The sequence below is a fragment of the Rubrivirga aquatilis genome, from assembly GCF_046845665.1.
Lineage (GTDB): Bacteria > Bacteroidota > Rhodothermia > Rhodothermales > Rubricoccaceae > Rubrivirga.
On sequence record NZ_CP177355.1, the window covers coordinates 2,889,069 to 2,914,083 of the forward strand.

The 25,015-nt window shown below is 71.2% G+C and carries 19 protein-coding genes; 5 read left to right on the forward strand and 14 right to left on the reverse strand.

Annotation, left to right across the window (positions count from 1 at the left end):
* Positions 1-29 precede the first annotated feature (29 nt).
* The 3 genes from ACLII4_RS12690 to ACLII4_RS12700 all read left to right on the forward strand — a co-directional run bounded on the left by ACLII4_RS12690 (position 30) and on the right by ACLII4_RS12700 (position 1,795).
* Complete coding sequence (locus ACLII4_RS12690; RefSeq protein WP_412067771.1) at positions 30-1,046, forward strand: lysylphosphatidylglycerol synthase transmembrane domain-containing protein; 1,017 nt, start codon at positions 30-32, stop codon at positions 1,044-1,046.
* Entirely contained in the window at positions 1,043-1,447 is a 405-nt protein-coding gene (locus ACLII4_RS12695) for a hypothetical protein (protein WP_412067772.1), read from the forward strand. The genes ACLII4_RS12690 and ACLII4_RS12695 overlap by 4 nt, the downstream gene beginning before the upstream one ends.
* Positions 1,448-1,546: 99 nt before the next feature.
* The gene (locus tag ACLII4_RS12700) at positions 1,547-1,795 is read left to right on the forward strand and encodes a hypothetical protein (protein WP_412067773.1); all 249 of its coding nucleotides are present in this window, start codon (positions 1,547-1,549) and stop codon (positions 1,793-1,795) included.
* Positions 1,796-1,944: 149 nt separating this feature from the next.
* Here the strand turns inward: ACLII4_RS12700 and rlmB are convergent, their stop codons facing one another.
* The 7 genes from rlmB to ACLII4_RS12735 form a co-directional block, all read right to left on the reverse strand.
* Complete coding sequence (rlmB, locus tag ACLII4_RS12705; protein WP_412067774.1) at positions 1,945-2,727, reverse strand: 23S rRNA (guanosine(2251)-2'-O)-methyltransferase RlmB; 783 nt, start codon at positions 2,725-2,727, stop codon at positions 1,945-1,947.
* A gap of 102 nt (positions 2,728-2,829) precedes the next feature.
* On the reverse strand, positions 2,830-4,218 hold the full coding sequence (locus tag ACLII4_RS12710) for a pyridoxal phosphate-dependent decarboxylase family protein (protein ID WP_412067775.1): 1,389 nt from the start codon (positions 4,216-4,218) through the stop codon (positions 2,830-2,832).
* A complete protein-coding gene (locus ACLII4_RS12715; RefSeq protein ID WP_412067776.1) occupies positions 4,215-5,180 on the reverse strand; it encodes a prolipoprotein diacylglyceryl transferase in 966 nt (321 codons plus the stop codon). Before ACLII4_RS12715 ends, ACLII4_RS12710 begins: the two co-directional genes overlap by 4 nt.
* A gap of 32 nt (positions 5,181-5,212) precedes the next feature.
* Positions 5,213-6,508, reverse strand: a complete 1,296-nt coding sequence (hisS, locus tag ACLII4_RS12720; RefSeq protein ID WP_412067777.1) for a histidine--tRNA ligase — start codon at positions 6,506-6,508, stop codon at positions 5,213-5,215.
* A 73-nt stretch (positions 6,509-6,581) separates the two neighbouring features.
* Entirely contained in the window at positions 6,582-7,040 is a 459-nt protein-coding gene (locus tag ACLII4_RS12725) for a PTS sugar transporter subunit IIA (RefSeq protein WP_412067778.1), read from the reverse strand.
* Positions 7,041-7,210: 170 nt separating this feature from the next.
* Complete coding sequence (locus tag ACLII4_RS12730) at positions 7,211-8,296, reverse strand: RluA family pseudouridine synthase (protein ID WP_412067779.1); 1,086 nt, start codon at positions 8,294-8,296, stop codon at positions 7,211-7,213.
* A complete protein-coding gene (locus ACLII4_RS12735) occupies positions 8,293-9,432 on the reverse strand; it encodes an aminotransferase class V-fold PLP-dependent enzyme (RefSeq protein WP_412067780.1) in 1,140 nt (379 codons plus the stop codon). The genes ACLII4_RS12730 and ACLII4_RS12735 overlap by 4 nt, the downstream gene beginning before the upstream one ends.
* 134 nt (positions 9,433-9,566) lie before the next feature.
* Between ACLII4_RS12735 and ACLII4_RS12740 the strand changes: the two genes are divergently transcribed.
* On the forward strand, positions 9,567-11,018 hold the full coding sequence (locus ACLII4_RS12740) for an ATP-binding protein (protein ID WP_412067781.1): 1,452 nt from the start codon (positions 9,567-9,569) through the stop codon (positions 11,016-11,018).
* Here the strand turns inward: ACLII4_RS12740 and ACLII4_RS12745 are convergent.
* Positions 11,015-11,929, reverse strand: a complete 915-nt coding sequence (locus tag ACLII4_RS12745) for a M90 family metallopeptidase (RefSeq protein ID WP_412067782.1) — start codon at positions 11,927-11,929, stop codon at positions 11,015-11,017. The two genes, ACLII4_RS12740 and ACLII4_RS12745, sit on opposite strands and share 4 nt — an antisense overlap.
* Positions 11,930-12,043: 114 nt before the next feature.
* Here ACLII4_RS12745 and lon point away from each other — a divergent pair, with 114 nt between their 5' ends.
* Positions 12,044-14,578: an endopeptidase La gene (gene lon, locus ACLII4_RS12750; protein WP_412067783.1), complete on the forward strand. Its 2,535-nt coding sequence runs from the start codon at positions 12,044-12,046 to the stop codon at positions 14,576-14,578.
* Positions 14,579-14,629: 51 nt separating this feature from the next.
* Here the strand turns inward: lon and ACLII4_RS12755 are convergent, their stop codons facing one another.
* From ACLII4_RS12755 to ACLII4_RS12780, 6 genes are all read right to left on the reverse strand, one after another.
* On the reverse strand, positions 14,630-15,427 hold the full coding sequence (locus tag ACLII4_RS12755) for a T9SS type A sorting domain-containing protein (RefSeq protein WP_412067784.1): 798 nt from the start codon (positions 15,425-15,427) through the stop codon (positions 14,630-14,632).
* On the reverse strand, positions 15,420-16,691 hold the full coding sequence (locus ACLII4_RS12760; RefSeq protein ID WP_412067785.1) for a tail fiber domain-containing protein: 1,272 nt from the start codon (positions 16,689-16,691) through the stop codon (positions 15,420-15,422). Before ACLII4_RS12760 ends, ACLII4_RS12755 begins: the two co-directional genes overlap by 8 nt.
* A 212-nt stretch (positions 16,692-16,903) precedes the next feature.
* The gene (locus ACLII4_RS12765; protein ID WP_412067786.1) at positions 16,904-21,757 is read right to left on the reverse strand and encodes a Calx-beta domain-containing protein; all 4,854 of its coding nucleotides are present in this window, start codon (positions 21,755-21,757) and stop codon (positions 16,904-16,906) included.
* Positions 21,758-22,315: 558 nt separating this feature from the next.
* Positions 22,316-22,735: a hypothetical protein gene (locus tag ACLII4_RS12770; protein ID WP_412067787.1), complete on the reverse strand. Its 420-nt coding sequence runs from the start codon at positions 22,733-22,735 to the stop codon at positions 22,316-22,318.
* Positions 22,732-23,238 (reverse strand): hypothetical protein, encoded by a 507-nt coding sequence (locus tag ACLII4_RS12775; protein ID WP_412067788.1) that lies wholly within the window; start codon positions 23,236-23,238, stop codon positions 22,732-22,734. Before ACLII4_RS12775 ends, ACLII4_RS12770 begins: the two co-directional genes overlap by 4 nt.
* Positions 23,239-23,270: 32 nt before the next feature.
* Positions 23,271-24,758 carry an alkaline phosphatase family protein gene (locus ACLII4_RS12780; RefSeq protein ID WP_412067789.1) on the reverse strand — a complete coding sequence of 496 codons (1,488 nt, stop codon included), beginning with the start codon at positions 24,756-24,758 and terminating at the stop codon, positions 23,271-23,273.
* Between the last annotated feature and the right edge of the window lie 257 nt (positions 24,759-25,015).

Consider the following 25,015-nt stretch of genomic DNA (forward strand, 5'->3'; position numbering starts at 1 on the left):
CCGGGCCCCGCGCCCTCTTTTTGGTTCCGATGTCCGACACCGCCAAGCGATTCCTTTCCCTCGCCGTCAGCCTCGGGCTGGGCGGCGGGCTGCTGTGGCTCGCGCTCCGAGACGCGGACCTGGGGGCCGTCGCCCAAGCGCTGGCGCAAGGCGAGTGGGTGTGGTTTATCCCCTTCCTGCTCGTGAGCCTGCTCTCGGTCGTGGTCCGGGCGTGGCGGTGGGGGCTGCTGATCGACGCGCTCCCCGACCGCGAGCGGCCCGTCTCGCTCCAGATCACGACCGCGTCCGTCGCCATCGGGTACCTCGTCAACTACGCCGCGCCCCGGCTCGGCGAGCTGGCGCGGGCGGCGAACGTGTCGCGCCGGGCGACGGCCCCGTTCTCGGCCGTCGTCGGGACCGTCGTGGCGGAGCGCGTGCTCGACGTGCTGGCCCTGGCGCTCGTGCTGCTGTCGGTCGCGCTGATCTTCGGCGACCGCGTGGGCGGGCTGCTCGCGAGCGCCGGCGAAGGCCTGGTGGCCTCGGCGTCGGCGCTCCCGGTCTGGGCCGTCGTGCTGGGTGGGCTGACGCTCGTCGCGCTGGGGCTCGGGGCCGTGTGGCTGATCCGGCGGGGTAGCGGCCGGCTGGCCGGCCTGCTCGCGCAGTTCCGCGACGGCTTCGCGTCGGTGCTCCGCACCCGCAAGCCCGGCTCCGTGCTGCTCTCGACCGTCCTTCTGTGGGTGTGCTACGGCGCGATGTCGGACCTCCCGATGCGCCTGCTCGGACTCGACGAGGTGTACGGTCTGGGCCCCGTCGACGCGTGGGCCGTGATGGCGATCGGCGGGATCGGGATGGCGCTGCCGTCGCCGGGCGGCACCGGCTCGTTCCACTACGCGACCGTCCAGGCGCTCACCCTGCTGTTCGCGGTCGCCGTGACGCCGGCGGCGACGTACGCCCTGCTCGTCCACGCCTCGGGCGTCGTGTTCTACTGCGTGCTCGGTGTCATCGCCCTCGCCGTCCAGGGCACGTCCCTCGGTGCGCTGACGGGCGCAGCCCGGGAGGCGGCATGACCGTCCGCCACGTCGCGGCGGGCGTGATCGGGCTCGCCGGGCTCGCGCTCGCGATCGTGTTGCTCGCACGCGAGTCCGGCCCGCTCGCGTCCCTCGAGGCCCGGGTGCTCGTCCCCGACGCCACGGCCGTCCTACTCGACACGATCGCCGTGCGGGGCCGCCGCGTCGAGGCCTCCCTCGACGGGCACGTGGCCGAGATCGGCGCCGACGGGACGGTCTGGCTCTCGGTCGCCGGCGACGCGTTCCCCCTCCGGATCGACGACGGGCACGGGCTCGATATCGAGGACCGGGTGCTGGCGGTCGGCCGCCTACGGGCCCGGGGGGGCCGCCGCTGGCTCGACGTGTCGGCGTGGTCGGTTGTGGTGGCGGACGTGCGGGCACCGTCGGGCGCCGGACACTAACCATTCACTCACGGACTGGGACCGTTCGCTGAGGTGGGATGGGATTGACGCACCATCCCGGGGTACCGTCCCTGTACAGACCCGCCGCCACTACCCGACATGGAGATCACGCTCGACCGAAACCCCCTCGGCGACCTCGTCCCGGACGAGATCTATCAGGTGCTCGACCAGCACAACCTGCTCAACGAAAAGGGCGTCCGGGACTACAAGATCCGGCAGCAGTTCCGCTCCATGCGGGGTGAAGACGTGCCCGCGTACGAGGCGATCGAGGAACTGCGCGAGCAGCATCCCTACCTCCAGTTCGACACGATCCGCAAGATCGTCTACGGGCTTCGGCGCCGCTCTTAGGCGCCCCGGCCGCGTGCCCTCCCGCGCGGCCCGACGAGTCTCCCCATGGGTTGGGTGAGAAACGGGCCCGGCTCGGCCGGCCCGACAGAGGGAAGGCGGGGTGGCCTCGGGCCGCCCCGTCTTTTTTTGTGCGAGCGGCTCGCGAGCGCCTAGTCCTCCCGCGTCCGGACCGCCGCGAACAGGGCGATGCCCGCCGCCACGGACGCGTTGAGCGAGTCGACCGGCCCCCGCATCGGGATCGACGCCAGCACGTCGCACGCCTGGCGGACGCCGGTCCGCAAGCCGCCGCCCTCGTTGCCGATCACGATCGCGACCGGGCGGTCCCAGTCGTAATCCCAGACGGTCGTGGCCTCGGCCGAGCCCGGGTCGTCGGCCAGCCCGATCACCCAGTAGCCGCGCTCCTTGAGGTTCTGGATGGCGTCGGTCAGGTTGCCCGTCCGCGCGATCGGGAGTTGCAGCGCCGTGCCGGCGCTCGCCTTGACGGCGACGGCCGACAACGGGGCCATGTGGCGCTCGGGGACGATCGCGCCCGCCGCGCCGGCCGCGACGGCGCTCCGCAGGATCGCCCCGAAGTTTCGCGGGTCCTCGATCTCGTCGAGCACGACGAGCACCGGCTTCCACGCCCGGACGTCGTCGAGCGTCGGCGCGATGCTCGCCAGCATGTCGTCGAGATCGCGGTACGCGACCGGGGCGACGACGGCGACGACGCCCTGGTGCTCGACCTGGGGCGCGAGCGCGTCGATCTTCTGGCGCGGCACCATCTGGGCCGGGACGCCGGCCGCCTTCGAGGCGCGGCGGATCGAGTCGATCGCGCTCCCATGAACGCCCTTCTGGAGGTACACCTTTTCGATCCGCCCGTCGGCGCGGTCCAGCGCCTCGCGGACGGGGTGGCGGCCGGCGAGGACGTCGGTGCGGGATTCTCGGCGGGCCATGCGGGGGATGGTGATGAGCGCGGGGTGACGAGAAGATGCCTTCAGCCGGGGGGCGATTGGGCGGTGCTCGCGCGAGGATGCCCGGAACTTTCCACCCCTCCCCTACCCCGCCAACTCGTCGAGGCGATTCACCAACCGGGGCGCCCAGGCCTCGTGCTCGGGCTTCATCAGCACGCTCCGTAGCACGCGCGCGGCGTCGGCATCGCGGTTGAGACCGGGGAATGCGGCCGCCAGCCGGTCGGCGGACAGGCGGTACAGGCTCACAAAGACGGGGTCATCGGGGTCGTCCATGCCGCGCTGGAAGGCGGCGGCGCTGCGGCGGTCGATCTCGGAGACGGAGACGGACTCGGGGGCGTAGACCACGATGTCGGTCTCGGGCGCGAGCACGGGCGAGAGGTGCGCGGACTCGCCGAGCAGCCCGTGGAACGACCGCGCCGCGCGCAAGCCGGCTGCGAGAATCGGACCGAGCCCGTCGTCGGCCGCCAGCGGGAGCGCCTTGAGCGTCAGCCACAGGGCGCCAGCGGCGGCGCCGGGGCGGGAGCACTCCAGACTGATCTCGCCGAGGTGCAGCTCGTCCGACGTGAAGTAGGTGTAGGGCGAGTCGTGCCGGTAGTGGCGGCCGACGGTGGGATCCGCGAAGAGGACGGCGCCGCAACCGTAGGGCTGGAGCCCGTGCTTGTGCGGGTCGACGACGACCGAGTCGGCGTCGGCAATCGCGCGGAAGTGGCGGGCGGGGAAGTCGCGCGGCGCCGCGCCGTCCGCGAGGAGACGGAAAAAGCCACCGTAGGCCGCGTCGATGTGGACGCGCGCGCCGTGCGCGCGGCAGAGCGGGATGGCCTCGGCGATCGGGTCGACGGACCCGAGCCCGGTCGTCGTCGCCGTCAGCACGACGGTCCCGATGTCGCCCTTCAACAGCGTGTCGTTGAGGGCGTCGAGGTCCATCCGCCCCGCCCCGTCGCTGGCGACCGTCGCGCAGTCGACGCCGAGCACATGCGCCATCCGGGCGTGCGTGTAGTGGCCCTCGGCGCTGACCGCGATCCCACGCCCCCCCGTCTCCTCGCGCGCGATGAATAGCGCCTCGAGGTTGGCGACGGTCCCGCCGCCGGTGAGGTGACCGAGCGGGGTCTCAAACCCGAACATCGCGCCGAGGTCGGCGATGACCTCTTTTTCCATCGCGCTCGTCGGCGGGCCGCCGTCGAGCGCGTGGTTGTTGGGGTTGATGCGCGCCGCGATCGCGTACGCCGCGAGCGCGACCGGGTGCGGCGGCTTGAGCATTTGCCCGGCGTAGCGCGGGTGGCCGAACGGGTACATCCCGGGCGTCTCGCCCCGGGGCGGCGCCGTCATCCGCCCCAGGTACTCCTCGACGGCGTCGCCGAGGCGGGCCGTGTCGACGGCGAGCGACGGGTGCGACTCGAACGCGCCGAACCCGGCGTCCCAGGCGTCGAGCGCGGCAAAGCCGTCGCGGATGAGCGCGAGCGGGTCCGGCGTCACGCGGCCTCGACGGCGGGCGCCGGCGCAAGCGTGTCGTCGCGGCGCTTGGACGTGAGCGCGAGCCCCACGAGCCCGGCGGCGATGAAACCGAGCGAGATGAGCTGCGACTGCGGAAGCCCGAAGGCGGCCTCGGGGTTGACGCGGATAAACTCGATCGTGAAGCGCTGGAGGCCCGCGAACACGCCGTAGAGCGAGATCAGCCACCCGGCCTGGAACGGGTTCTTGCGCAGCGCCCACAGGATGGCCGCGAGCACGGCCGCCATCGCGAACTCGTAGAGCATCGTCGGATACACGCCCGTCGGGCTTTCCAGCAGGCACTCCGCGCCGCGCTGCGTCGCGTTGAACACGACGGGGTCGACGCCGCCCATGAAGTTGTTCGGGAACGTCTCGCTCCACAGGAAGCCCGGGATCCAGCCCGGCTTGTCGGCCAGCGACGAGCACACGCCCCAGTCGCCGTCGCCCGAGAGGTAGCACCCGATCCGGCCGATCCCGTACGCCAGCATCAGGCCGGGCGCGACCGCGTCGGCGAGGTGGGCCCGGTGGACGCCCTTGCGCTTGGCGTACCACAGGATCGCGACGCTGCCCAGCAGGATCCCGCCGTAGACCGTCAGCCCGGAGCCCGAGAAGAACATCCGGACGGGGTCGGCGGTGAACTCGTCCCAGTAGTCGAGGATGTGGAACAGCTTGGCGCCGAGCACGCCGAAGCAGCCGGCCATCAGCGCCATGTTCCACAGCAGCGCCGAGGGGCTGGTGCTGGCGACGCGCTCGCGGCCCTTGGCGTCCTTCACCTTGGCCTTGACCGACGCCATCCACCCCAGCGCGTAGCGGCGGTCGACCTCGATCCGCGTCATGGCCGTCGCGACCAGGATCGCGATCGCGACCATCAGCCCGAACGAGTACATCGGGATCGGGAACTCGAACCCGAACAGGTCGCGGGTGATATCGCTGATGCGGGGGTACATGCGCGTCGGTAGGTGAGCCGGAAGGTAACGGGCTACGCCGCGCGCTCGCGCGCCAGCACGGCGGCCAGCTCGGCGATGGGGACGGGCCGCTGCTCGCCGGCCTCGAGGTCGCGGAGCTGGGCCACGCCCTGCGCCAGTTCGTCCTCGCCGACCACGACCGCGCGGCGCGCGCCGGACCGGTCGGCGGCCTTCATCTGGGCCTTCATCGAGCGCCCCCCGAGCGCGAAGTCGACCGCCAGCCCGGCCTTGCGCAAGGTCTGGGCGATCCCGAAGGTCGCAGACTCCGCGGCCTCGCCGAGGGCCACGACGAACACGTCGGGCGACGGCGCCTGGGGCAGCGCGTAGCCCTGTGCCTCAAGGGCGATAAACAGCCGCTCGATGCCGGCCGCGTACCCGACGGCCGGGACGCGCTTTTTGGAGCCGACGTCCTCCGCGAGCCCGTCGTACCGCCCGCCGGCCGCGAGCGCACCTTGGGCGCCCAGCGCCCCGTGCTCCAATTCAAAAACGGTCCGGGTGTAGTAGTCGAGTCCGCGCACGAGCAGCGGGTCCTCGACGTAGGGCACGCCCAGCCCGTCGAGCAGCGCCTTGACGCGCGCGTAGTGGTCGCCGGCCTCGGCGCCGACGAAGTCGGTCAGCCGGGGCGCGTCCGCGAGCAGGGCCCGCTCGCGCGCGTCCTTGGTGTCGAGGATGCGGAGCGGGTTCGTGTCGAGCCGCTGGCGGCTGGTCTCCGAGAGGTCGGCGGCGTGGGGCTCGAAGTACTGGCGGAGCGCGTCGCGGAAGGCCGGGCGGTCGGCGGGGTCGCCGAGCGTGTTGAGGCGCAGGCGCGTGTCGGCGATCCCGAAGGCGTCGTAGACCGCGCGCAAGTTGGCGATCGTCTCGGCGTCGGCGCGGGCGTCGTCGGAGCCGATGAGCTCGGTCCCGAACTGGTGGAACTGGCGGAAGCGGCCCTTCTGCGGGCGCTCGGCGCGGAAGCACGGGCCGACGTAGAACAGCCGCTGCGCGCCGCCGCGCTGCTCGAGGTGGTGCTGGAGGTATGCCCGCATCACGGGCGCCGTGACCTCCGGGCGGAGCACGTACGTCTCCTTCGTCCGCTCGACGGTGAACATCTCCTTGCTCACGATGTCGGTCGTGGCGCCGACGCCCCGAGCCACCAGGTCCAGCGGCTCCAGGATCGGCGTGCGGATCTCCTCGAAGGCGAACCGGTGCATCACGCCGCGCACGACGGTCTCGACGTGGCGCCACGCGGGGCTGCCGGGCACGGTGCTCCCGCCGGTGCTGTGGGCGTCGGGGAGGATGTCGAAGGTGCCGCGGATCGTCTGGAAAGCCATCGTGCCGGTGCGAGGAGAGGCGGAAAGGTGCCCACGGCCCTGGGCGCTCAGGGCGCGCACTCTGCGAAATCCCTCACTCGGACGCCACCAACACCGCCAGCAGCGCCTCGGGTGTGGACGCCTCCGACATCTCGCGGCGCACGCTGGCACGGCTGAGCACGCGGGAGACGTGCGCCAGCAACTGGACGTGGGTCGCCCGCGCGGCTTCCGGACCGGCGAACAGCACGACGAGGTCGACCGGCACCCCGTCGATGGCGTCCCAGCCCACGGGCTCCGCCAAGGTGCAGACGGCCATCACGGTCTCCGTCACGGCTGTCGTGCGGGCGTGGGGCAGCGCCAGCCCGTCGCCCACGCCGGTCGACAGCAGCGCTTCCCGCGCGGCCACGTCCACCGCCAACCGGGCAGGGTCGGCGACGCCGGGCTGGCGGGCCACCAACTCCAAAACGGCGTCGAGCGCCTCAGCCTTGGAGGCGGCAGAGATGCCAACGCCGACGCGGTCGGGGCGGAGAAGCCTGGCGAGCGAAGCGGGCACGGAGACAAGCGGTCGGGGGGCCGAATTTACCCGTGACCGCCCGGCGGCTCAGGCTCCCGCCAGAGAGCCGACCGGTGCCTCCCGGGCACTTCAGCGCTCTCCCGAGAGGTCGTTCCGACAATCGGGGCCAGATCCTCTACCGGACCGTTCGAGCAACGGACTGAGTCGGTCTACGCTTGGCCGCTGCCCTCCACGCGGCGCAGTCGGTCGACGACGTGCTGCATGTCGTCGGGCAGGGGCGCTTCGAACGAGAGGCTCTCCCCCGTCGTCGGGTGGACGAAGCCGAGCGTCGCTGCGTGGAGGGCCTGCCGGGGACCGAGCGCGGTGAACAGGTTGCGCATGAACGCCTTGCGCGAGCCCTCCGCCGACCCGTAGACGATGCTGTCGCCGCCGTACGTGGTGTCGCCGAAGACCGGGTGGCCGACCGACTTGGCGTGGACGCGGATCTGATGCGTCCGGCCGGTCTCGAGCTGGAACCGGACGAGGGACGTGAACCCGAACCGCTCGACGGGCTCGTAGGTCGTCGCCGCCCACTTGCCCTCGCCCTCCGGGCGAACCGAGATCTTCTTGCGGTCGCGCGGGCTCCGGCCGAGCCACCCTTCGACCCGGCCCGGCTCCTCGACGTCGCCCCAGACGAGCGCGAGGTACTGGCGCGAGATGGTGCGGTTGGCAAACTGGTGGCCAAGGTGTGCGGCGGCCACGTCGGTCTTGGCGACCACCATCAGGCCGGTCGTGTCTTTGTCGAGCCGGTGGACGAGGCCGGGGCGGACCGTCGGATCACCCTCGTAGCGCGGCCCGGCCGTGGCGACCGCCAGCCCGATGTCGTCGTCGTCCGCGTCCTCGATCTCGTCGCCCGCCAGCGGTCCGGCGCCGACGTGGTGCAGGAGCGCGTTGATCAGCGTCCCCGAACGATGGCCGTAGGCCGGGTGGACCACCATCCCAGCGGGCTTAACGACAACGAGCAGGGTGTCGTCCTCGAAAACCACGTCGAGCGGGATGTCCTCAGGCTCGATCTCGATGGGCGGCGGGCGCATCACGCGGCACACCACGGTGTCGCCAGGCTGGAGCTGCGTCGAGACCTTGGTGCAGGGCTTTCCGTTGAGGTCGACGCGGCCCTCCTTGATGGCGCGCTGCACCTTCGAGCGCGTCGCATTCGCCGTCTTCTCGGTGAGGTAGAGGTCGACGCGGATCGGCGTCTGGCCGGGTGGCACGTCGAGCGTGAGCACGACCTCGATTTTGTCGGGTTCGGTACTCATGCGGACTGGGGGGTGAAAGCAGCGACGGTGTCGAGGGCGCGGTCGATGGCCTCGGGACGGGTCTGGGCGTGGACGGCGAAGCGGAGCTTGCGGTCGCGGAGCGAGGCGAAGATTGCGGACTCGGCGAGATGGGTGTGGAGCGCTTCTGGCTCGTCCGCGTGGACGGTCACGATCCCAGAGGCGGGAGCGCCGGACGGGCCATAGCGGCGGAAGCCGAGCGCGTCGAGCCCGCTGGCGAGGCGGGCGGCGTTCGCGAGCACGGCCTGTTCCAGCTTGTCGGGCCCGAGCGTCAACATCGCGCCAAGGGCGGCGTCGAGGGCGTAGAGCGCGGCGGTCGGGAAGGTGCCGAAGTGGAAGCGGTTTGCGTCGGGGTGGAGGTCGAGCGAGACGGCTTCGAAGTCGTCCCAGTCGACGGGGCCGTTGAGCCAGCCACGGACCGGGGTGAGTCGGTCGCGGAGTCGGTCCGACAGGACCGCCAGCCCCGCGCCCTGCAACGAGCCGAGCCACTTGTGGCCCCCGAACGTGACCAGGTCCGCGAGCCCCGCGTCGACCGAGACCGCGCCGACGGCCTGGATGGCGTCGACGACGAACAGCACGTCGTGCTGGCGGCAGACCTCGGCGATGGCGGCCAGGTCGCAGCGAAATCCGGACAGAAACTGGACGGCGGAGACGGCGACGACGCGCGTCTCGGGGCGGATCGCGGTGGCCACGTCGTCGGGCGTGAACGTCCCCTCGCGGTGGGCGATCGCGTCGACCTCGACGCCGCGGTGTGCCAGCCCGAGCCACGGGAGCCGGTTGGCGGGGAACTCGCAGCTCGGCACGGCGACGCGGTCGCCGGGTCGCCAGTCGAGCCCCTGGACCACCAAGTTCAGCCCGGCTGACGTGTTGGGCACGATGCAGACCTGCTCCCGGCTCGCGTTCACAAGCGCCCCGCCCCGCTCGCGGGCGCGGTCGGCGCGGTCGAGGTCGGCGGGGTAGTCGTTCGGCGCCAGCCCCGGGGCCTGTCCCGCTCGCTTGGCGACGTAGTCCGTGACCGCGTCCGCGACGTGCCGCCCGAGCACGCCGATGGCGGCGTGGTCGAGGTAGACGCCGGCGGACGGGGCGTCGAAGAGGGCGCGGTAGGCGTCGAGGGTCACAGCGGAGGGCAGAGCGCGGGAGTGGAAGGTGCCTCCGGGCCCGGGCCGGCGCCAGCCCGTGCCGGCCGAGATCGGCGGAATTTGGCCCGGCCTGAGGCCCCTCCCCCGCTCCCCGTCTCACGCTAGCTTCACGCATGGCCGTCCCGTCCCCCCTCCCCCTCGTCACGCCCGAGATCCTGACGGCGCTCGTGTCGCCGTCGGGCGAGCGGCTCGACTGCAACGAGGCCTGGCGCGAGGTCTTCGGCGACGACGGCGTCTGGGGCAAGCTGCCCGTCGAGGACGCCCGCTTTGCCCAGGAGTACGCCGTCGACGCCGCGCGCGGCTCGACCGTCACGCACCAGGTGTTTCTCCTCGACGGCGACGACGGGCCGACGCCGGTGCTCCTGCACTTCCACCCCATCCGGCTCCCCCACCTCGACTCGGGCCACTACCCGATCTCCGTGCTCGGCGAGGTGCTCCGCGAGCCGGCGTCGTGGGCGGCCGAGCAGACGCGCCGCCGCCGGATGGAAATGCTGGGCCGGATGGCGATGGGCATCGCCCACGACTTCAACAACCTGCTGACGTCGGTGCTGGGCCACGCCGAGCTGCTCCGCTCCGACCTCGCCCGCCTCGGGTCGGACTCCGGCTCGCGCGACCACCTCGTCTCGCTGGAGCGCGCGGCCAACGACGGCGCGGCGCTCGTGCGCAAGATCCAGCAGTACATCCGCAACGAGAAGCAGGAGCGCGCCGAGCCCGTCTCGCTCCACGAGATCGCCGAGGAGGTGCTGACCCTGACCCGGCCGTATTGGCACAACGAGCCGCGCCGCCGGGGGATCGCCATCCGTGTCGAGACCGACCTCCGCCCCGTCCCCACCATTCCTGGCGCGCCGACCGAACTGCGCGAGGTGCTGGTCAACTTGGTCCTCAACGCGGTCCAGGCCATGCCCGCCGGCGGGACGCTGACCCTGGCGACCGAGCGCTCCAACGGCACGGCCGTCGTGTCCGTCGGTGACACGGGCGTCGGGATGCCGGACAGCGTACGGCGGCGCATCTTCGAGCCCCTCTTCACGACCAAGGGCTCAGGCGGCACCGGCATGGGCCTGACGATGAGCCAGGGCATCGTCCAGGAGCACAATGGGCGGATCGAGGTCGAGAGCGCGCCCGGCCGCGGGACGCTCTTCCGCTTGGTCTTCCCGTTCACCGCCCACGAACCCGCGCCGGAGGCCGCCCCGCAAGCGGCGCCGCAAGCGAAAGGCGCCGGGCTCCGGCTCCTGGTGGTCGACGACGAGCCGATGGTGCGGACGGTCACGGCCAAGCTGCTCCGCCTGCGGGGCCACACGGTCCGCGAGGCGGATGGCGGACCGTCGGCGCTCGCCGAGCTGGCGAAGGACGCTGACCTCGACGCGGTCGTGACGGACCTGTCGATGCCCGACATGAGCGGGCGCGAGCTGGCGGCGGCGATCCGCCAGCGGCACCCCGGCCTGCCGGTCCTGCTCCTCACCGGCGACACGGACGCCGAGGCCGACGGCGCGGACGTGGCGGCGGTCGTCAAAAAGCCGTTCCAGCTCGACGCGCTCGACGCGGCGGTCCGGGCGCTACGGTCTTAGCTGCGCCAGCGGCGCGCGGCCCAGCTTGCGCCGTGCTCCACCTCGCCCTCGTCGGGCGGTGTGTAGCCGTAGAAGGCGACGAACGCGTCGAACAGCTCTTCGTGGTGGCGACGCAGGCGGGCGGGCCGCTCGAAAAACTGCTCGGTCGCGACGGCGAACAGCTCGGCGGGCGCGCTCCCGGCGTACGCCCGCAGGATCCCGTCGCCGCGCTGGGCCCGGCGCATCTCGCGGCGGACCAGGTCGGACCACGCGTCGGCCGAGCGGGCGTCCAGAAAATGGGGCACGCCATCCGCCTCCCAGCCCTCGAAGTCGAACACGTGCGCGAGCTCGTGGAGCACGACGTTGCTCCCGTCGTCGCGCGCCCACCCGCGCTCGACGGCACGTGTCGAGAGCACGATCGGGCCCTGGGAGTGGACCATCCCGTCGAAAAGTCCGTCCTCCTCGTCGCCGTAGGCCTCGTCGAACGTGTCGGGGACGAACAAGACGGTCCGCTCGGTGGGCAGCTCCCAGTCGGGGTGGCCGTGGAGCAGGACGGCGGCGCCCGCGGCGACCGCAAGCCGGAGCGCGTCCGTCGCCTCGGCACCGCCCGCGCCTTCGAACTGGAGCCCGTCGAGCGCGAACGCCACGTCGCGCTCGAACCGCTGGCGGTCGGCGGCCGAGGCGGCGGCGTAGACCGAGACGTTCTCCGCCAGCCACGCTTTCGAGGCGGCCGGCAGCGGCCGGCTGGCGGCGGCGATACGGCGGAGCGGCTTGCGTAGCGCGGCCCCGAGCACGACCAGCCAGACCGCCAGCCCGACGAGGGCGCCCGACACAGCGCCCGACCCGCGAGCAACCGCCAGCCCGACCAGCATCGCCCCTACGGCGCCGCCCAGGGCGGGGGTCACGAGATCAGAGGGGCGGAGCGCACGCATGGAGAGCCAGAACGGGACGGGAGTCTACGGGCGCGCGCCGACGGGCCGATGCCCCTCCACCCTGGATCGCTGTGCGACCTTCAGCGTCCCACCCTGCCCGCTCCCTCCGTTCGAATGCTCCCGCTCTCCCTGCTCCCCGACGACCCCGAGCAGTCGATCCCCCTGCTCACGCCCGACGAGGAGCGCGAGATGCACACGGCCTCGCTGCCGGACTCGCTGCCGATCCTGACCCTCCGCAACACGGTCCTGTACCCCGGGGTCGTCCTGCCGATCACCGTCGGGCGCGACGCCAGCCTCAAGTTGGTCAAGGACGCGTATGCGGGGAACCGGATGGTCGGCGTGGTGGCCCAGAAGCGCGCCGAGGTCGAGAACCCCGGCCCCGACGACCTCTACCGGATCGGGTCGGCGGCGACCATCCTCAAGCTCATCAAGATGCCCGACGGCTCGGTGAGCATCGTGATCCAGGGCAAGCGGCGGATCGAGATCGAGGAGTACGACCAGCTCGAGCCCTACCTCACCGGGAAGATCAAAGCGATCCCCGAGTCCCCGCCCGCCAGCGACGACGAGGTCGAGCTCGACGCGCGCGTCCGGTCAATCAAGGAGCTGGCGGTGCAGATCGTCAACCTGTCGCCGAATCTGCCGAGCGAAGCGGCGTATGCGATCCAGAACATCGAGAGCCCGGGCTTCCTCGTCCACTTTATCGCGTCGAACCTGCAGATCGACGTCGAGAAAAAGCAGTCGCTGCTGGAGACCCGGCCGCTCCTTGACCGCTCCCAGCTCGTGCTCGACTTCCTGAATCAGGAGGTGCGCGTGCTGGAGATCTCCGAGGAGATCCGCTCGAAGGTCAAGACCGACGTGGACCAGCAGCAGCGGGAGTTCTTCCTCCGTCAGCAGCTCAAGGCCATCCAGGACGAACTGGGCGAGACTGAAGGGTCGTCGCGCGACGCCGACGAGCTGCGTGACAAGCTGGCGGAGCGGCGCGACGAGCTGCCCGAGGCGGTGGTCGAGACGCTGGACAAGGAGCTGACCAAGCTGGCGCGCACGAACCCCGCCAGCCCCGAGTACGGCGTCGTCCGCAATTACTCCGAGACCATCCTCGACCTCCCCTGGGGCCACACCTCGGAGGACAAGCTGGACATCGCGCGCGCCGAGGACGTGCTCGACGAGGACCACTACGGGCTCGAAGAGGTCAAAAAGCGGATCCTCGAGTACCTCGCCGTCCTCAAGCTGAAGGGCGACATGAAGGCGCCGATCCTGCTCTTCTACGGGCCGCCCGGCGTCGGCAAGACGTCGCTCGGCAAGAGCATTGCGCGGTCGCTCGGCCGCGAGTTCCACCGCATCTCGCTCGGCGGCGTCCGCGACGAGGCCGAGATCCGTGGCCACCGGCGGACCTACATCGGCGCGCTTCCGGGCCGCATCATCCAGGGGCTGAAGAAGGCAGGCACCAGCAACCCGGTGTTCATGCTCGACGAGGTCGACAAGCTGGGCACCGACTTCCGGGGCGACCCCGCGAGCGCCCTGCTCGAGGTCTTGGACCCGGAGCAGAACGACACCTTCAACGACCACTACCTCGAGCTCGACTACGACCTCTCGAAGGTGCTCTTTATCGCGACGGCCAACTACCTCGACTCCATCCCGGCGCCGCTCCGCGACCGCATGGAGGTCATCGAGATCAACGGCTACACCCCGTCGGAAAAGCTCGCGATCGCCAAGCGCTACCTGGTGCCGCGCCAGTGCGAGCGTAACGGCCTGCGCGAGGACCAGTTCTCGATCACTGACGACGCCCTCCTGCTTCTCATCGAGGGGTACACGCGCGAGTCAGGCGTGCGCCAGCTGGAGCGCACCATCGGGTCGGTCATCCGAGGCGTCGCCAAGACGGTCGCCCTCGACGAGGCCGAGCGCGGCGACGTCGAGGAGACCGACATCGAGGGCTTCTTGGGCGGGCGCAAACACTACAACGACGTGGCCGAGCGGACCGAGGTCCCTGGCGTCGCGACCGGGCTGGCGTGGACGCCAGTCGGCGGCGACATCCTATTTATCGAGGCCTCAGTCAGCCGGGGCAACGGGCGGATGACGCTGACCGGCAAGCTGGGTGACGTGATGCGCGAGAGCGCACAGGCCGCGCAGTCGTGGGTCCGGGCCAACGCCGACGCCCTCGGGATCCCCGCCGACGCCTTCCGCTACTGGGACCTCCACGTCCACGTCCCGGCCGGGGCCGTCCCCAAGGATGGCCCGAGCGCCGGCGTGGCCATGACGGCCGCGCTCGCCAGCATCTACACGCGCCGGTGCGTCCGCCACGACGTGGCGATGACGGGCGAGATCACGCTGCGTGGGCTGGTGCTGCCGGTCGGCGGCATCAAGGAAAAGGTCCTCGCGGCGAGGCGCGCGGGTATTTCGTGCGTCGTGCTCCCGGAGAAGAACAAGAAGGACGTCGACGAGATCAAGGACGAGGCCATCGAGGGGCTCGACGTCCACTACGTCAAGCGGATCGACGAGGCGCTCGAACTCATGCTAGAGCCGACGGCGGCCGAGGACCCGATCTTGCTCTTCACCGTCCCGGACCGCGAGAAGCAGTTGGCCGCCGCGCCCTCGAGCGGCGCCCCGATCGTGCTGGCCGACGGCGAGCCCGAGCCGCCGGTCATGAACTGACGGACCCGCCGTCGCCCGGGGCGCCGCGTGGCGTCCCCGAGGCGACGGCGCTCAGCGAACGACCTGGAAGGTCCGGCTGGCCGTGTAGCCCGAGGCCCTCAGCACGACTACGTAGACGCCCGGCGTGAGCGCGCGCCCGTCGAGGGCGACCTGACGTGGCGCGTCCGCGTCGAGGCCCCCGTCGAACAGGGTCGCCACGAGCCGCCCCTGCACGTCGTAAACCACAACGGACGCCTGAGAGGCCGAGGCGACGCTCACGGTGACCGTGGCGCGGTCCCCGAGGGGGTTCGGGAGGACGCTGCCGAGCGTGAGCACGGCGGGCGCGCCACCGGGGGCTTCAGCGTCCACCACGAGTGCCTGATCCTGTTCGGGATGGGCGGCGGCGGACCGCCCGTTGTCCAGCGGGGCGTTCGGGTCTGAAACCGACCGCGCCTTGGGTGTGCGCATGGGGGCGAGGCCGCGGCCGTTGTCGAGCGGCACGGCGGATTCGCTACGCACCACGACGGCGGCGGTGCGTGTGGGCTGCCCGTCTCGTCCGTTGTCCAGCGCCTCGAGCACGACGCGGTCGATGGTGGCTGGCGAGACAGGCCCGGGCCTCACCACGGCATCGGCGTCCTGGTCTGAGACGATGCGGTTCTGAGCGGGCGCCCGCTCGACGAATCGTGTTCCGCCAGGGTCGCGATCGTCCGTGTCGGCAGGCTGGACGGGTGCCTGGACCTGGCCGCGCTGAGTGCGAGGCTCGTCGGCGTCGTCGATGTCGCGCTGCTGAGCGGCCGGCGCGGCGGCGAGCCCGACTACGAGGGCGCTCCCGACCACGACTCGGGTGATGAAGGCGGTCCGCTTACTCATGTGCGCCCTGCAGGAGAGATTCGATGCGGGCCAGGCGCTCGGCGAGCCGGGCGTTCGCAGCTTCCAGCTCGGCGATGCGGGTGGTCGAGGCTTCGTTCCGCAGGTGGAGCGCCTGAATAGCTGCCAACGCGACGCCGGCCCCGTCGACCGTAGCGATGTGCGTGTCGTCGGTCCCGAGGCCGAACGCGCGGTAGAAGTCCTGGGCCATCGGCCCGAGGTGCCGGGCACCCTCGCTCCCCGTCCACTCCCACGACGAGATCGGCAGGGCCGTGACACGCGCCAGCACGGCCTCTACGTCCACCGGGATCAGATTCGTCTTGCGTGCCCGGTCGGACCCCTCCGTCACCGTCCCGCTGACGATCAGATTGCCGTCGACGCGGGTCAACCCTTCGATCTCGACGGCCGCGTCGCCCGTCGCGGTCGCCGCGTCGGCGAACCCGGCGAGCAGGCGCTGTGGGACCAGGACGGCGCCGTCAGACTGGATGTCGAGCGAACTCGTCGGCGCGCCAGGCCGGATACGGAATGGGAGGGTGCTCCCCATCGTCACGTCGCGGACGAAAAAGTTGGCCTCGTTCGCTCCGATGTCCCAGGTCTGGGAGGGGTACCCGGACGAACCATCCTGTTCCAGTCGCAGCCCAGGGGTGTCTCCCAGGGTGGCGTGGAGTGGCAGGACGGGAGACGCCGTCCCCACCCCGACTCGTCCGGCGGCGTTGACGCGCAGGGCGTTCGAGCGCGCCCCGGCATCGATCCGGAAGGGCACCTGGCCTCCGTCGATGTCCGATAAGGCGAAGTAGCTGGCGCCCCCGTTCGACGAGTCGTTGATGGTGATCTCCCAGTCCCGCGTCGGGAAGCTGGCCGAAGTGCTGGTGTCTTGGAACCGGATGCGGAGGTTGTTCTCCTTCAGGCGAAGTGTGTCGAACCCGAAGGATTCGCCGTTGGCACAGTCGAACCCGACGCACGCACTCCCTTGCACGATCAGGTCATCGGAGATGACGCTGTCCATGACCGGCGAGGACACTGCCCGGGCCCCGCGGACCTCGAACGCCCCCGACTGACGGTGCCCCTCGACCCCGCCCTCCTCAGTGAGGCGCTCGATGAACACGATCTGGTACTGGTATACCCCGTTGCGGAGCGGCGCGTCGCCCACCTGCTGCGGGTCGATGCGGTAGGCCTCATCGGACTCGAACGACCGACGGAACTCGACGCCCGCAGGGTCGGAGACGGTGAGCAGGACGTGTGCGTACTCAGCGACGGGAGCCCACACGAGCGCCCCGTCCTCGACGGATACGGGGACGCGTTCGGAAGCGTGGGCAGGAGCGGCGAGGGCTAGAACGCACAAGGCCAAAGCCAGCCACGTGTATCGGTGTGCCATGAGAGTCGCGGGGAGATCGTTGAAGGAAGAGTCGCGGGGGCGTGGGCGCGCACGCGGAAACACGGGGGCGGCGAAGGGACGGGCCGGTCGACAGAGCGGCAGGGTCATCGGACGACGGTGAACGAGCGGACCTCCATGAAGGAGGCGGCGCCCGCCTGTATCAGGTACGCACCCGGCGGGAGGTCCGACCCGAGGGCCCACCGGGCGGAGCCGGCCGCGAGCGGCCCGTCGTGGAGGACGGCCACGGTGCGTCCGAGGGCGTCGAAGACCACTACCCTGACCACCCCCGCCTCGGGGACGGCGAGCTCGACTACGGGCGGACCGGGCGCCGGGTTGGGGAACACAGAGAGCGAGGCCCCGGCGGGGGCGTCCTCGGTCGCGACGCCGCTGCTGGCCGATACGCGGAGGCGCAGGCCGCTGACACTGCCCGGGGAGGCCGCCGTGAACGCAAACGGCTCACCGGCGGCAACCTCGGTCGCCGAGGCGCCATCGAGGATCTCGACCACGACGGGGCGACCATTGAGGCTGCCAGGCAGGGAGGCCAGGGCGATTTCGTAGGCTCCGGGCCGCGAGACCGCGACAGCGAGTGGCAGGGTCACCGACTCCGAGTCACCCACGGCGAGCGCGGCGAACGCTGTCTCGTCGACGAAGCCAGCAAGCGTCCCGCCGAAGGGCGACCTCACGTCAACCCCGTCGAACGGGTCGAGGCCGTCGGTGCCGGGGCCAAAGCGGAGCACAAACGTGTCGCCGGGGGCCTCGGCGATCCGCCCGGCGGTCGCGTCGCTCGAGGCGGAGGACCGGAGTTCGAGGACGACAGCGGTCTCGCCGTCGGTGGGCCCGAAGGCGAGGGTCTGTACCGGCGACGAGCCCGGGGCCGCCGTCGCGGATGCAGGCACGCGAACGGCCACGTCGGCCGCGTCGCCGTCCAGGATGACCTGAACGACCACGATGGCGTAAGCCGCAAGCGAGACGCTCTCGGCATCGAGCCCAGCGAGGGAGAGGGGCCGGAACGCCCCGGCATCGGCGTCAAACACGAGCACCACATCGGCGAGCGTCCCGCCGTCCACGGCGAGATCGTCGAGACCGATGGGATGGTCGGTCGGGTTGCCGACGGCCACGAGCACGCGGTCAGCCGCCTCGTCATCGTTCGCGTTGACGGCGACGCCGCCGAGCGCCACTTCGTCCATCGGCGCGGAGCCCGTGAACGTGAGGACCGCCTCCGGCGCTACGTCGATGACGACCATCTGCCCGGCGGAGAGGGACCGGGTCGGGTCGACCGCCGTGAGTTGGCCAGCCAGGCCCAGGCTGAAGACTGGTTCCGCACCCGCCACCTCCGCGACCTCAGCAGCCGTCAGGCCACCCACCGGGACTGCGAACGCCCGCAAGCCGCCATCTTCCACCCCGTCGCTATCCGCATCGCGAGCCGGGATCGTCACCGCCAGCGGCTCCCCGTCGTTGTCGACCACGACGAGGGCGGTCTGCGACGGGCTTCCGATCCCGATGGCCGGGCCGCCGGAGGGGGACATCCCCTCATCCACCACCGAGAGCTCAAAGAGGAATTGCTCGTCGTCCTCGGCCCTCTCGTCGTCGGTGACAGGGATCACGACCTCGAGCCGCGTGGGCGCGCCGGGCCCCGAGGGCACATCCACCCGAGCCGACGCAAACCCGCCGAGATCGGCCCGGTCGCCAGACGCAAGGGTGACTTCCAGGGTGGCATCCCCGGGAGCGGCGTCGGCGAGGTGAATCACGAGGACCACCGATCCGGCGTCTTCCACCACCGACTGCTGGATGGTGCGGAACATGGCGAGGACGCCTACCTCACGGACCGTGAGGACCGTCTCCGACACCCCGATCGTCAGGAAGGTGGGGTTCTGAAGCTCAAACGTGAGCTCCTCGGTGCCTTCTCCCGGCCCATCGTCCGTGAGCGAAAGCTCTACGCTCGCTTCCGTGTCCCCCTCGTCGAACCGGAGCGTGGCCGAGGTGAACCCGCCCAGGTCCTGCGGACTCCCCTCGGTCAGCACCACGTCCACCGACTCGCGGCCCCGCGCCGGGGCATCGAGCGTGACCACGAGGGTGACCGCCCCCCCCTCCGATCCGCTGTTGGTGTCGACGTCGAAGGAGGCGACGGGGCTGGACGCGGCGGCCGTGCAGGTCGGGTCGCCCTCCGCCGGAGTCGTGGGGTCGTCGGTGACGACATCGGGGATGTCGCTCGACACCGTGCCCTGGTTGCACACGGCCGCGGCGTCGACCGGCAGGTCCTCGTTGACCGTCGCCTCAAACGAGATCTCGATCGACGCCGCACCCGCCCGGCGCGAGCCGAGATCGATCACGATGGACGTGTCGCCCGTGCCGTTCCCTTCCTGGATGGTCCCTGCCGAGGTCGAGACCGACCCGGCGACGAGCGTCAGCCCCGACCCCGGCGTGTCGGTGAACGCGGCGTTGGCCACGTCGCCCCCCCCCGTAGCGATCGCCACGGTGTAGAGAATGGTCTCGCCCGGGTCGGCCTGGCCGTCGCCATCGTCGGCGAGGATCTCACCCACCTTGGTCGCTATCACGTTCACATCGCGGACGCGGAGGGTCGCCGAGGCCGTCCCGCTCAGTCCGTTCGAGCTGGTGAGGTCGCCCGTCGTGTTCACGTAGTCGCCTGCGGTCCCACTCGTGACGTCGACGGCGATCGTGCACGTGTCGCCCGCGGCGAGGGCGCCGCCGGTGTAGGAGATCGTGGCAGAGCCCGCCGCCGCCGTGAGCGTCCCCCCCGCGCAAGAGGTTCCGGCGTTCGGGACGGGCGCCACCTCCAGCCCAGGCGGGAACGCGTCGGTCACGTCGAGACCAGTAGCCGCCGTCGTGCTGGCGGAGTTGTCGATGGTCAGGGTCAGCGTGCTGACGCCGCCGAGCGGGATGGCGTCCGGCGCGAACGACTTCGAGATGAGCGGGGGTGAGTCCACCGCGACCACCAGCATGTCGGTGGCGGGCGGGAGCGTGACGCTCTGGCCCCCGACCGACCCGGAGAGGTTGCTCGTCGTGTTCCCGTACTGGTCCGCAGCGGCCCCGCCCGGCACGTCCAGCGTCGCCGAGAACGTGCAGGACTCGCCGGCGGCAAGATTCCCTCCGGTAAGAATGAGGAACGAGGTCCCCATCAACTGGGAGCCCACCCCGCACACGTCGGTCGAGGGGAGCCCGGTGGCTGCCAGTCCGGGCACCACCGCAGAGAGGTTGTCGGTGAACGTCAGCTCGCTCGCCCCCTCCGTCCCGAGGTTCTGAACGGTGAACTCGAGCGTCACCGTGCCGCCGGGCTGGACGGGATCGTCGACGAAGGCCTTGGTGAACGAGAGCGCCGAGACTACGAGGTCGTCGGAGGCCGGCGGGCTGGCGGTCGCCACGCCCCCGACCGTCGCGCTCACGCTCGATGTCGAGTTGGAGTACGTCCCGGACGTCGCGCCGGTCGGGACAGACAGCTCCACGTCGAATTGGCATGTCCCGCCGGGCTGGACCGTCCCCCCCGAGAAGGTGAGGTCCCCCGTCCCCTGGCCGGTGAGGGCGCCGCCACACCCCAAAAGAGGCGGGCCGGCGACGGCCGTCAGGCCTGGCAGCACCGTGTCGAGATCGTCCGAAAAGCTGACGCCGGTGGCGGCCATCGGCTCTTCCGCGCCGGACGACAGCGTGAACCGAAGGGTCACCGCCCCGCCCGGCAGGACGGGGTCGTCGAGGAACTCCTGGGTGAGCCGAGGTGCCGACACGACGACGAGGTCGTCGGAGGCGGCCTGACCGGCCACGTCCTGCCCATCGACGGTCGCTGTGATCGGGCTCGTGGTGTTCGTGTACGTGCCGCTCGCCAGGTCGACGGGGATGGCCACGGTCGCACCAAACGTGCAGGAGGCTCCCGCAGCCAGCGAGGCCCCGCGGACCGAGATCTGCTGACGCTCGTTGCCCGCGCTCGTGACGGTTGCCATCGAGCCGGGTCCACAAAACCCATCCGCCGGCAGGGTGACGTCGAGCGGGAATGGCAGGAACGTGAACTCATCGTCGAACGCGATGTCAGCCGCGGAATCCGTCGCGCTCGAGTTCGTGATCGTGAACTCGAGGGTCACACTCTCGCCCGACCCGACAGGATCGTCGGCGAACGCCAGGGTCAGGATGGGGACCGGGGCCACGAACAGCTGGTCCGAGGCGGGTGCGCCCGCGACGCCCTGACCGGCAATCGTTCCAGAGATCGCGCTCGTGGTGTTCGTGTAGGCGCCCTGGGCAGCGCCAGCGGGGACGGTGAGGGGCACCTCGAACGTGCACGTCCCCCCGGCCGGGAGCGTGCCTCCTGAGAACGTCAAGACGGCCGTGCCCGTGAGCGTCCCGCCGCACGCGTTGATCGGTGTGCCGTTGGCCGCCAGCCCAGCCAGCGTCGCGCCCAGGTCGTCGGTGAAGGCGATCGCGGCGGCCGTCGACTGACGGTCCCGGTTTCGGATCGTGAACTGGAGGGGGACGGAGCCGCCGGGCGCGATCGGGTCGCCGACGAACGACTGCGCTAGGCTGAGCGTCGATTGAGCCACCTCCACTCGCGCCGCCGCAAACCCAGTGTCTTCAAAGTCAGCAAGCAGCGAGACCACGTTGTCGAACGTTCCAGCACTCACAGCCACCACGTCGACCACGACGCTGCAGCTGGCGCCCGCAGCAACCGCTGGGAAGCCACCCGTCCCGTCGGCGTCGAGGATGACGGATCTCGTGCCGGGCGTGGCGTGGAGAGACGGCGGCAGGACCGAGGTCCCGCACGTCGTAGACGCGTTCGAAGGCGCAGCGACCTCGAGGCCATCGGGGAGAACGTCCGTGAAGTCGAGGGTGGCCACGCCCGACGCGTTTAGCGTGTTGTCGATCGTGAGCGTGAGCGTGCTGCGGCTCCCGAGGGGAACGGATGCCGGAGCGAAGCTTCCCGTGAACCCCGGCGAGTCCGGATCGACGACCAAGTCCACAGAGGTGGACCCGCTGTTCCCCTGACTCGATGTGAGATCGCCGGTCGTCGTCGTGTGCGTGCCCGGCGAGCTGGCAGTCACATTGACCGAGACCGTACAGGAGGCGCCGGCCGGGACAGACGCCCCCGACAGACTGATGGTGCTCCCACCCGCCGGTGCCGTCAAGACCAGCATCGGCCCGGGACGCCCGTTCGAGCCCTCGCTCCCGAGACACGTCGTTGCCGCCTGGGGAACGGGGCCGATCGTGACGGCCGTGGCCAGGGTGCCCGTGAACGCCAGGTCCGACGCCACCGCGCCTCCTCCCGCGTTGTCGATCGTAAACACGAGCCGGCTCGAACTGGCGGGCCCAATGGTGCTCGGACTGACTCCCGAAGTAAACGTTGGCTGTGCAAGTGCGACGGCTGGCGCGAGGGCCAGGAGGAAGAGGAGTCGCAAAGGCGTAACGTGACGTTGGGGAGTAAGCAAGCTAGCAGCCGCCGCCGCCATCAGGGGCGGACGCGACGATCTAGCGCTCGATCATTTTAGAACGTGCGCCCAACCAAGGCCGACGGCCCCTCGCTACGCCGCCGGGTGTCGCCAGCCCGCTGCGACTCCCAAGGCCGCCGCGAGCGCCACCATGCCCGGAGCGAAGAGCGGGTTTCCTCCGGTCGCCCCTTCGGCCACCGTGCCTAGCAGCGATAGACCGGGATCGATCTCGCGCGCGAACGCGGCGTTTCCCCAACCGTGAAGCGCGACGCCCGCGAAGGCCCCGATCCCGACGACGAGCCCGAACCACCTCAGCGCTCCAAGCGACCGCGGCGACGGCGCTCGCGCCGCCCAGGCGACGGCCGCGAGCCCGACGACGATCAGGACGAACGCGATCCACTGCTGCCACTCGCCCCAGTGCTCGACGAGTACCAGTTCGACGGCGCCGCCGAGGTAGGTGACCGCGGCGGCGGCCAGCAGGAACCGCCGCAGCCCGCGTTCGGTGTCGGTCACCGCGCGACGTAGACGCTGGCGACGGCCCAGTCGGGCTCGCTTGCGGTCGACTCATAGGCCGCCTGGAAGTCGGCCATCGTCGCATACGGGCGCCCGTCGATAAGCAACTCGGCCGCCTCGGCCGAGACGCCCGGGAGTTGAGCCAGCGTTTCCGCATCGCTCTCGTTCATGTCGATCGGGACGAAGAGGTACTCCTCGTAGGCGGCCACCTGCGCCTCGTCGACGTACTTGCCGATCTCCTGGCGGAACTGGCGGATGCTGGCGTACGGCCGGTACTCCTCGAACTCGTGGACCATCCGGTCGCCGACGCCGGGGATGGTGCGCATCTGCTCCTCGGTCGCCGTGTTGACGTCGAAGGGCGCGGCGGCCTCGGTGATCACGTCGTCGGTGTCGACGGCGCGGTCGATCGCCCCGGCGTCCACCTCCGGCGCGGACGCGGGGTCGTCGGCCGACTGGCAGGCCGTAAACGTGAGGGCGAGAGCGAGGACGAGAAGGCGGGTCATGGGGTCGGGAACGTGAGGCCGCAAAGATACCGCTAGCGCTCGACGCCCAGCAATGACAGGATGAGCGGAGTCACGTCGAGTTGCGTCGGGGCATCGCCGACGGCGGCTTGGACGGCCTCGCGGACGGCGGGGCCGTCGCCCCCCGGCCGCGCGACGGCCAGCGTGATGTGGCTCTCGCCCGGCGACGCGCCGCCATGCGCGGAGTGGCGAGGTGCGCCAAAGTAGAAGCGCTCGTCGATGGGCCGTTCGGAGCCCGCCTTCGCCAGCAGCAGGACGTCGCCGGCCCGGTGGCCGAGCGGCCCGTCGGTGAGCCACCCGAGCCGGCGCTCTAGGTCGACGAGGTCAGGGCGCGGCGTCGCCCGGAGGTAGTCGGCGATGGACAGGAGCCGGTCGCCGTCGAGCACGCGGTACGGGGGGGACGTCCGGCCGGACGGGTCCGAGGCGCGGGCGAACACGAGGTCGAGCGCCCCAGACATCCCGCCGATGGCCGAGGTGTCCGCGAGGGAGGCGTCCCGGAAGGCGCGCGCAAGCGGGAGCACGTCGGCGTCGAGCCTCGGCGCCCGCGTCCAGTCGCACGCCGCCCCCTCGGCGCAGGCCGTCCCGTTCGCCACGTAGAGCATCGCGACGGCCTCGTCATAGATCATGACAACGTTCGAGTCCGACGAGTCGGCGCCGACCGTGAAGTCGCGGAGCCGGTACCCGAGCGAGTCCAGCAGGGCCGGCGGCTCGTCGTCGCCACCCGCGTCCAGGCTGTGGCGGTCATCGGCGAGTGTGTCGGTGTGGCCATGATCGGAGACCACAACGACCGTCGTCGAGCCGAGGGCCCCGCGCTCGTTGTAGCGCTCGAGGAGGCGGGCGATGTCGGAGTCGAGCTCCTCGGCGATGTACGCGAGTTGGGCCTCCTCCCCCCCCGCGTGAGCAACGAGGTCGACGCCCGGGAAGTAGGCGATCTGGAGGTCCGGCAGCCCGTACCCCTCGATCCCCCGCTCGACGCCCTCGACGGTGTCGTCGTCGAGTTCCTCGTAGGCCTCGTCTTTGCCACCCACGACGGCCCCGAGAAGCCCTTCGAAGAGGTCCCCGAGGTCGTTGAGGTCGGGCGGGGTGAGCAGGTCGGCGCCGCGGTACACGAACCCGACCGAGACGTGCGACCGGACGTCGGCCTGCTCGAACAGCGTCGGGGCCTGGATCACCTGGCTCATCAAGCTGTCCGACCAGATCGACAGCGTCTGCTCGATGCTGCCGACCGACAGGGGGACCGGCGCGAAGGTCGCCATCGAGTCCCGGTCGTACCACTCGTTGCCAGTGACGCCGGTAACGGCGGGCGCGGCGCCGGTGAACACGGCCGCCCAGCCGGCCGCCGTCTCGGAGGGGAAGACGGCGGGGACGCGCGAGGCGATGTAGCCGTGCTCGCGGAGCCCGTCGCCGAGGTCGGTCCCGAGGAGTGCGCTCAGTGTGGGCATCGCGCCCGACGCGAGCGCCGCGGCCAGCCGGCCCTCACCGACCCCGTCGAGCGCGATCACGAGAACGCGATCGGCCGTCCCTGCCGGGCGCATTGGGGAGCGGAGGACCCGCTCTCCCCCCTCGGCAAGGAGTTCGGCAGCTTCGTCGAGCGTCCCGCCGAGACCCGCACACGCGGGGAGAACAAGAACAAGAGCTGCAAGAACTATCGAGCCGCGCATAAAAACGGAGGGGTCGGAAGCCCGGGCAACGCCCGACCTCGCCACAGGCTCCCCTCACATCGATGGGCGCCGTGGACGCGATCCCTAATACGCCGGAA

What these genes read in the sequence shown, in the direction of transcription:
- ACLII4_RS12695 (WP_412067772.1), top strand. Translation starts at nt 1,043, where the DNA reads ATGACCGTCCGCCACGTCGCGGCGGGCGTGATCGGGCTCGCCGGGCTC.
- ACLII4_RS12745 (WP_412067782.1), bottom strand. Translation starts at nt 11,929, where the DNA reads ATGCGTGCGCTCCGCCCCTCTGATCTCGTGACCCCCGCCCTGGGCGGC.
- ACLII4_RS12715 (WP_412067776.1), bottom strand. Translation starts at nt 5,180, where the DNA reads ATGTACCCCCGCATCAGCGATATCACCCGCGACCTGTTCGGGTTCGAG.
- ACLII4_RS12775 (WP_412067788.1), bottom strand. Translation starts at nt 23,238, where the DNA reads ATGACCCGCCTTCTCGTCCTCGCTCTCGCCCTCACGTTTACGGCCTGC.
- ACLII4_RS12690 (WP_412067771.1), top strand. Translation starts at nt 30, where the DNA reads ATGTCCGACACCGCCAAGCGATTCCTTTCCCTCGCCGTCAGCCTCGGG.
- hisS (WP_412067777.1), bottom strand. Translation starts at nt 6,508, where the DNA reads ATGGCTTTCCAGACGATCCGCGGCACCTTCGACATCCTCCCCGACGCC.
- ACLII4_RS12740 (WP_412067781.1), top strand. Translation starts at nt 9,567, where the DNA reads ATGGCCGTCCCGTCCCCCCTCCCCCTCGTCACGCCCGAGATCCTGACG.
- ACLII4_RS12730 (WP_412067779.1), bottom strand. Translation starts at nt 8,296, where the DNA reads ATGAGTACCGAACCCGACAAAATCGAGGTCGTGCTCACGCTCGACGTG.
- ACLII4_RS12700 (WP_412067773.1), top strand. Translation starts at nt 1,547, where the DNA reads ATGGAGATCACGCTCGACCGAAACCCCCTCGGCGACCTCGTCCCGGAC.
- rlmB (WP_412067774.1), bottom strand. Translation starts at nt 2,727, where the DNA reads ATGGCCCGCCGAGAATCCCGCACCGACGTCCTCGCCGGCCGCCACCCC.
- ACLII4_RS12755 (WP_412067784.1), bottom strand. Translation starts at nt 15,427, where the DNA reads ATGAGTAAGCGGACCGCCTTCATCACCCGAGTCGTGGTCGGGAGCGCC.
- lon (WP_412067783.1), top strand. Translation starts at nt 12,044, where the DNA reads ATGCTCCCGCTCTCCCTGCTCCCCGACGACCCCGAGCAGTCGATCCCC.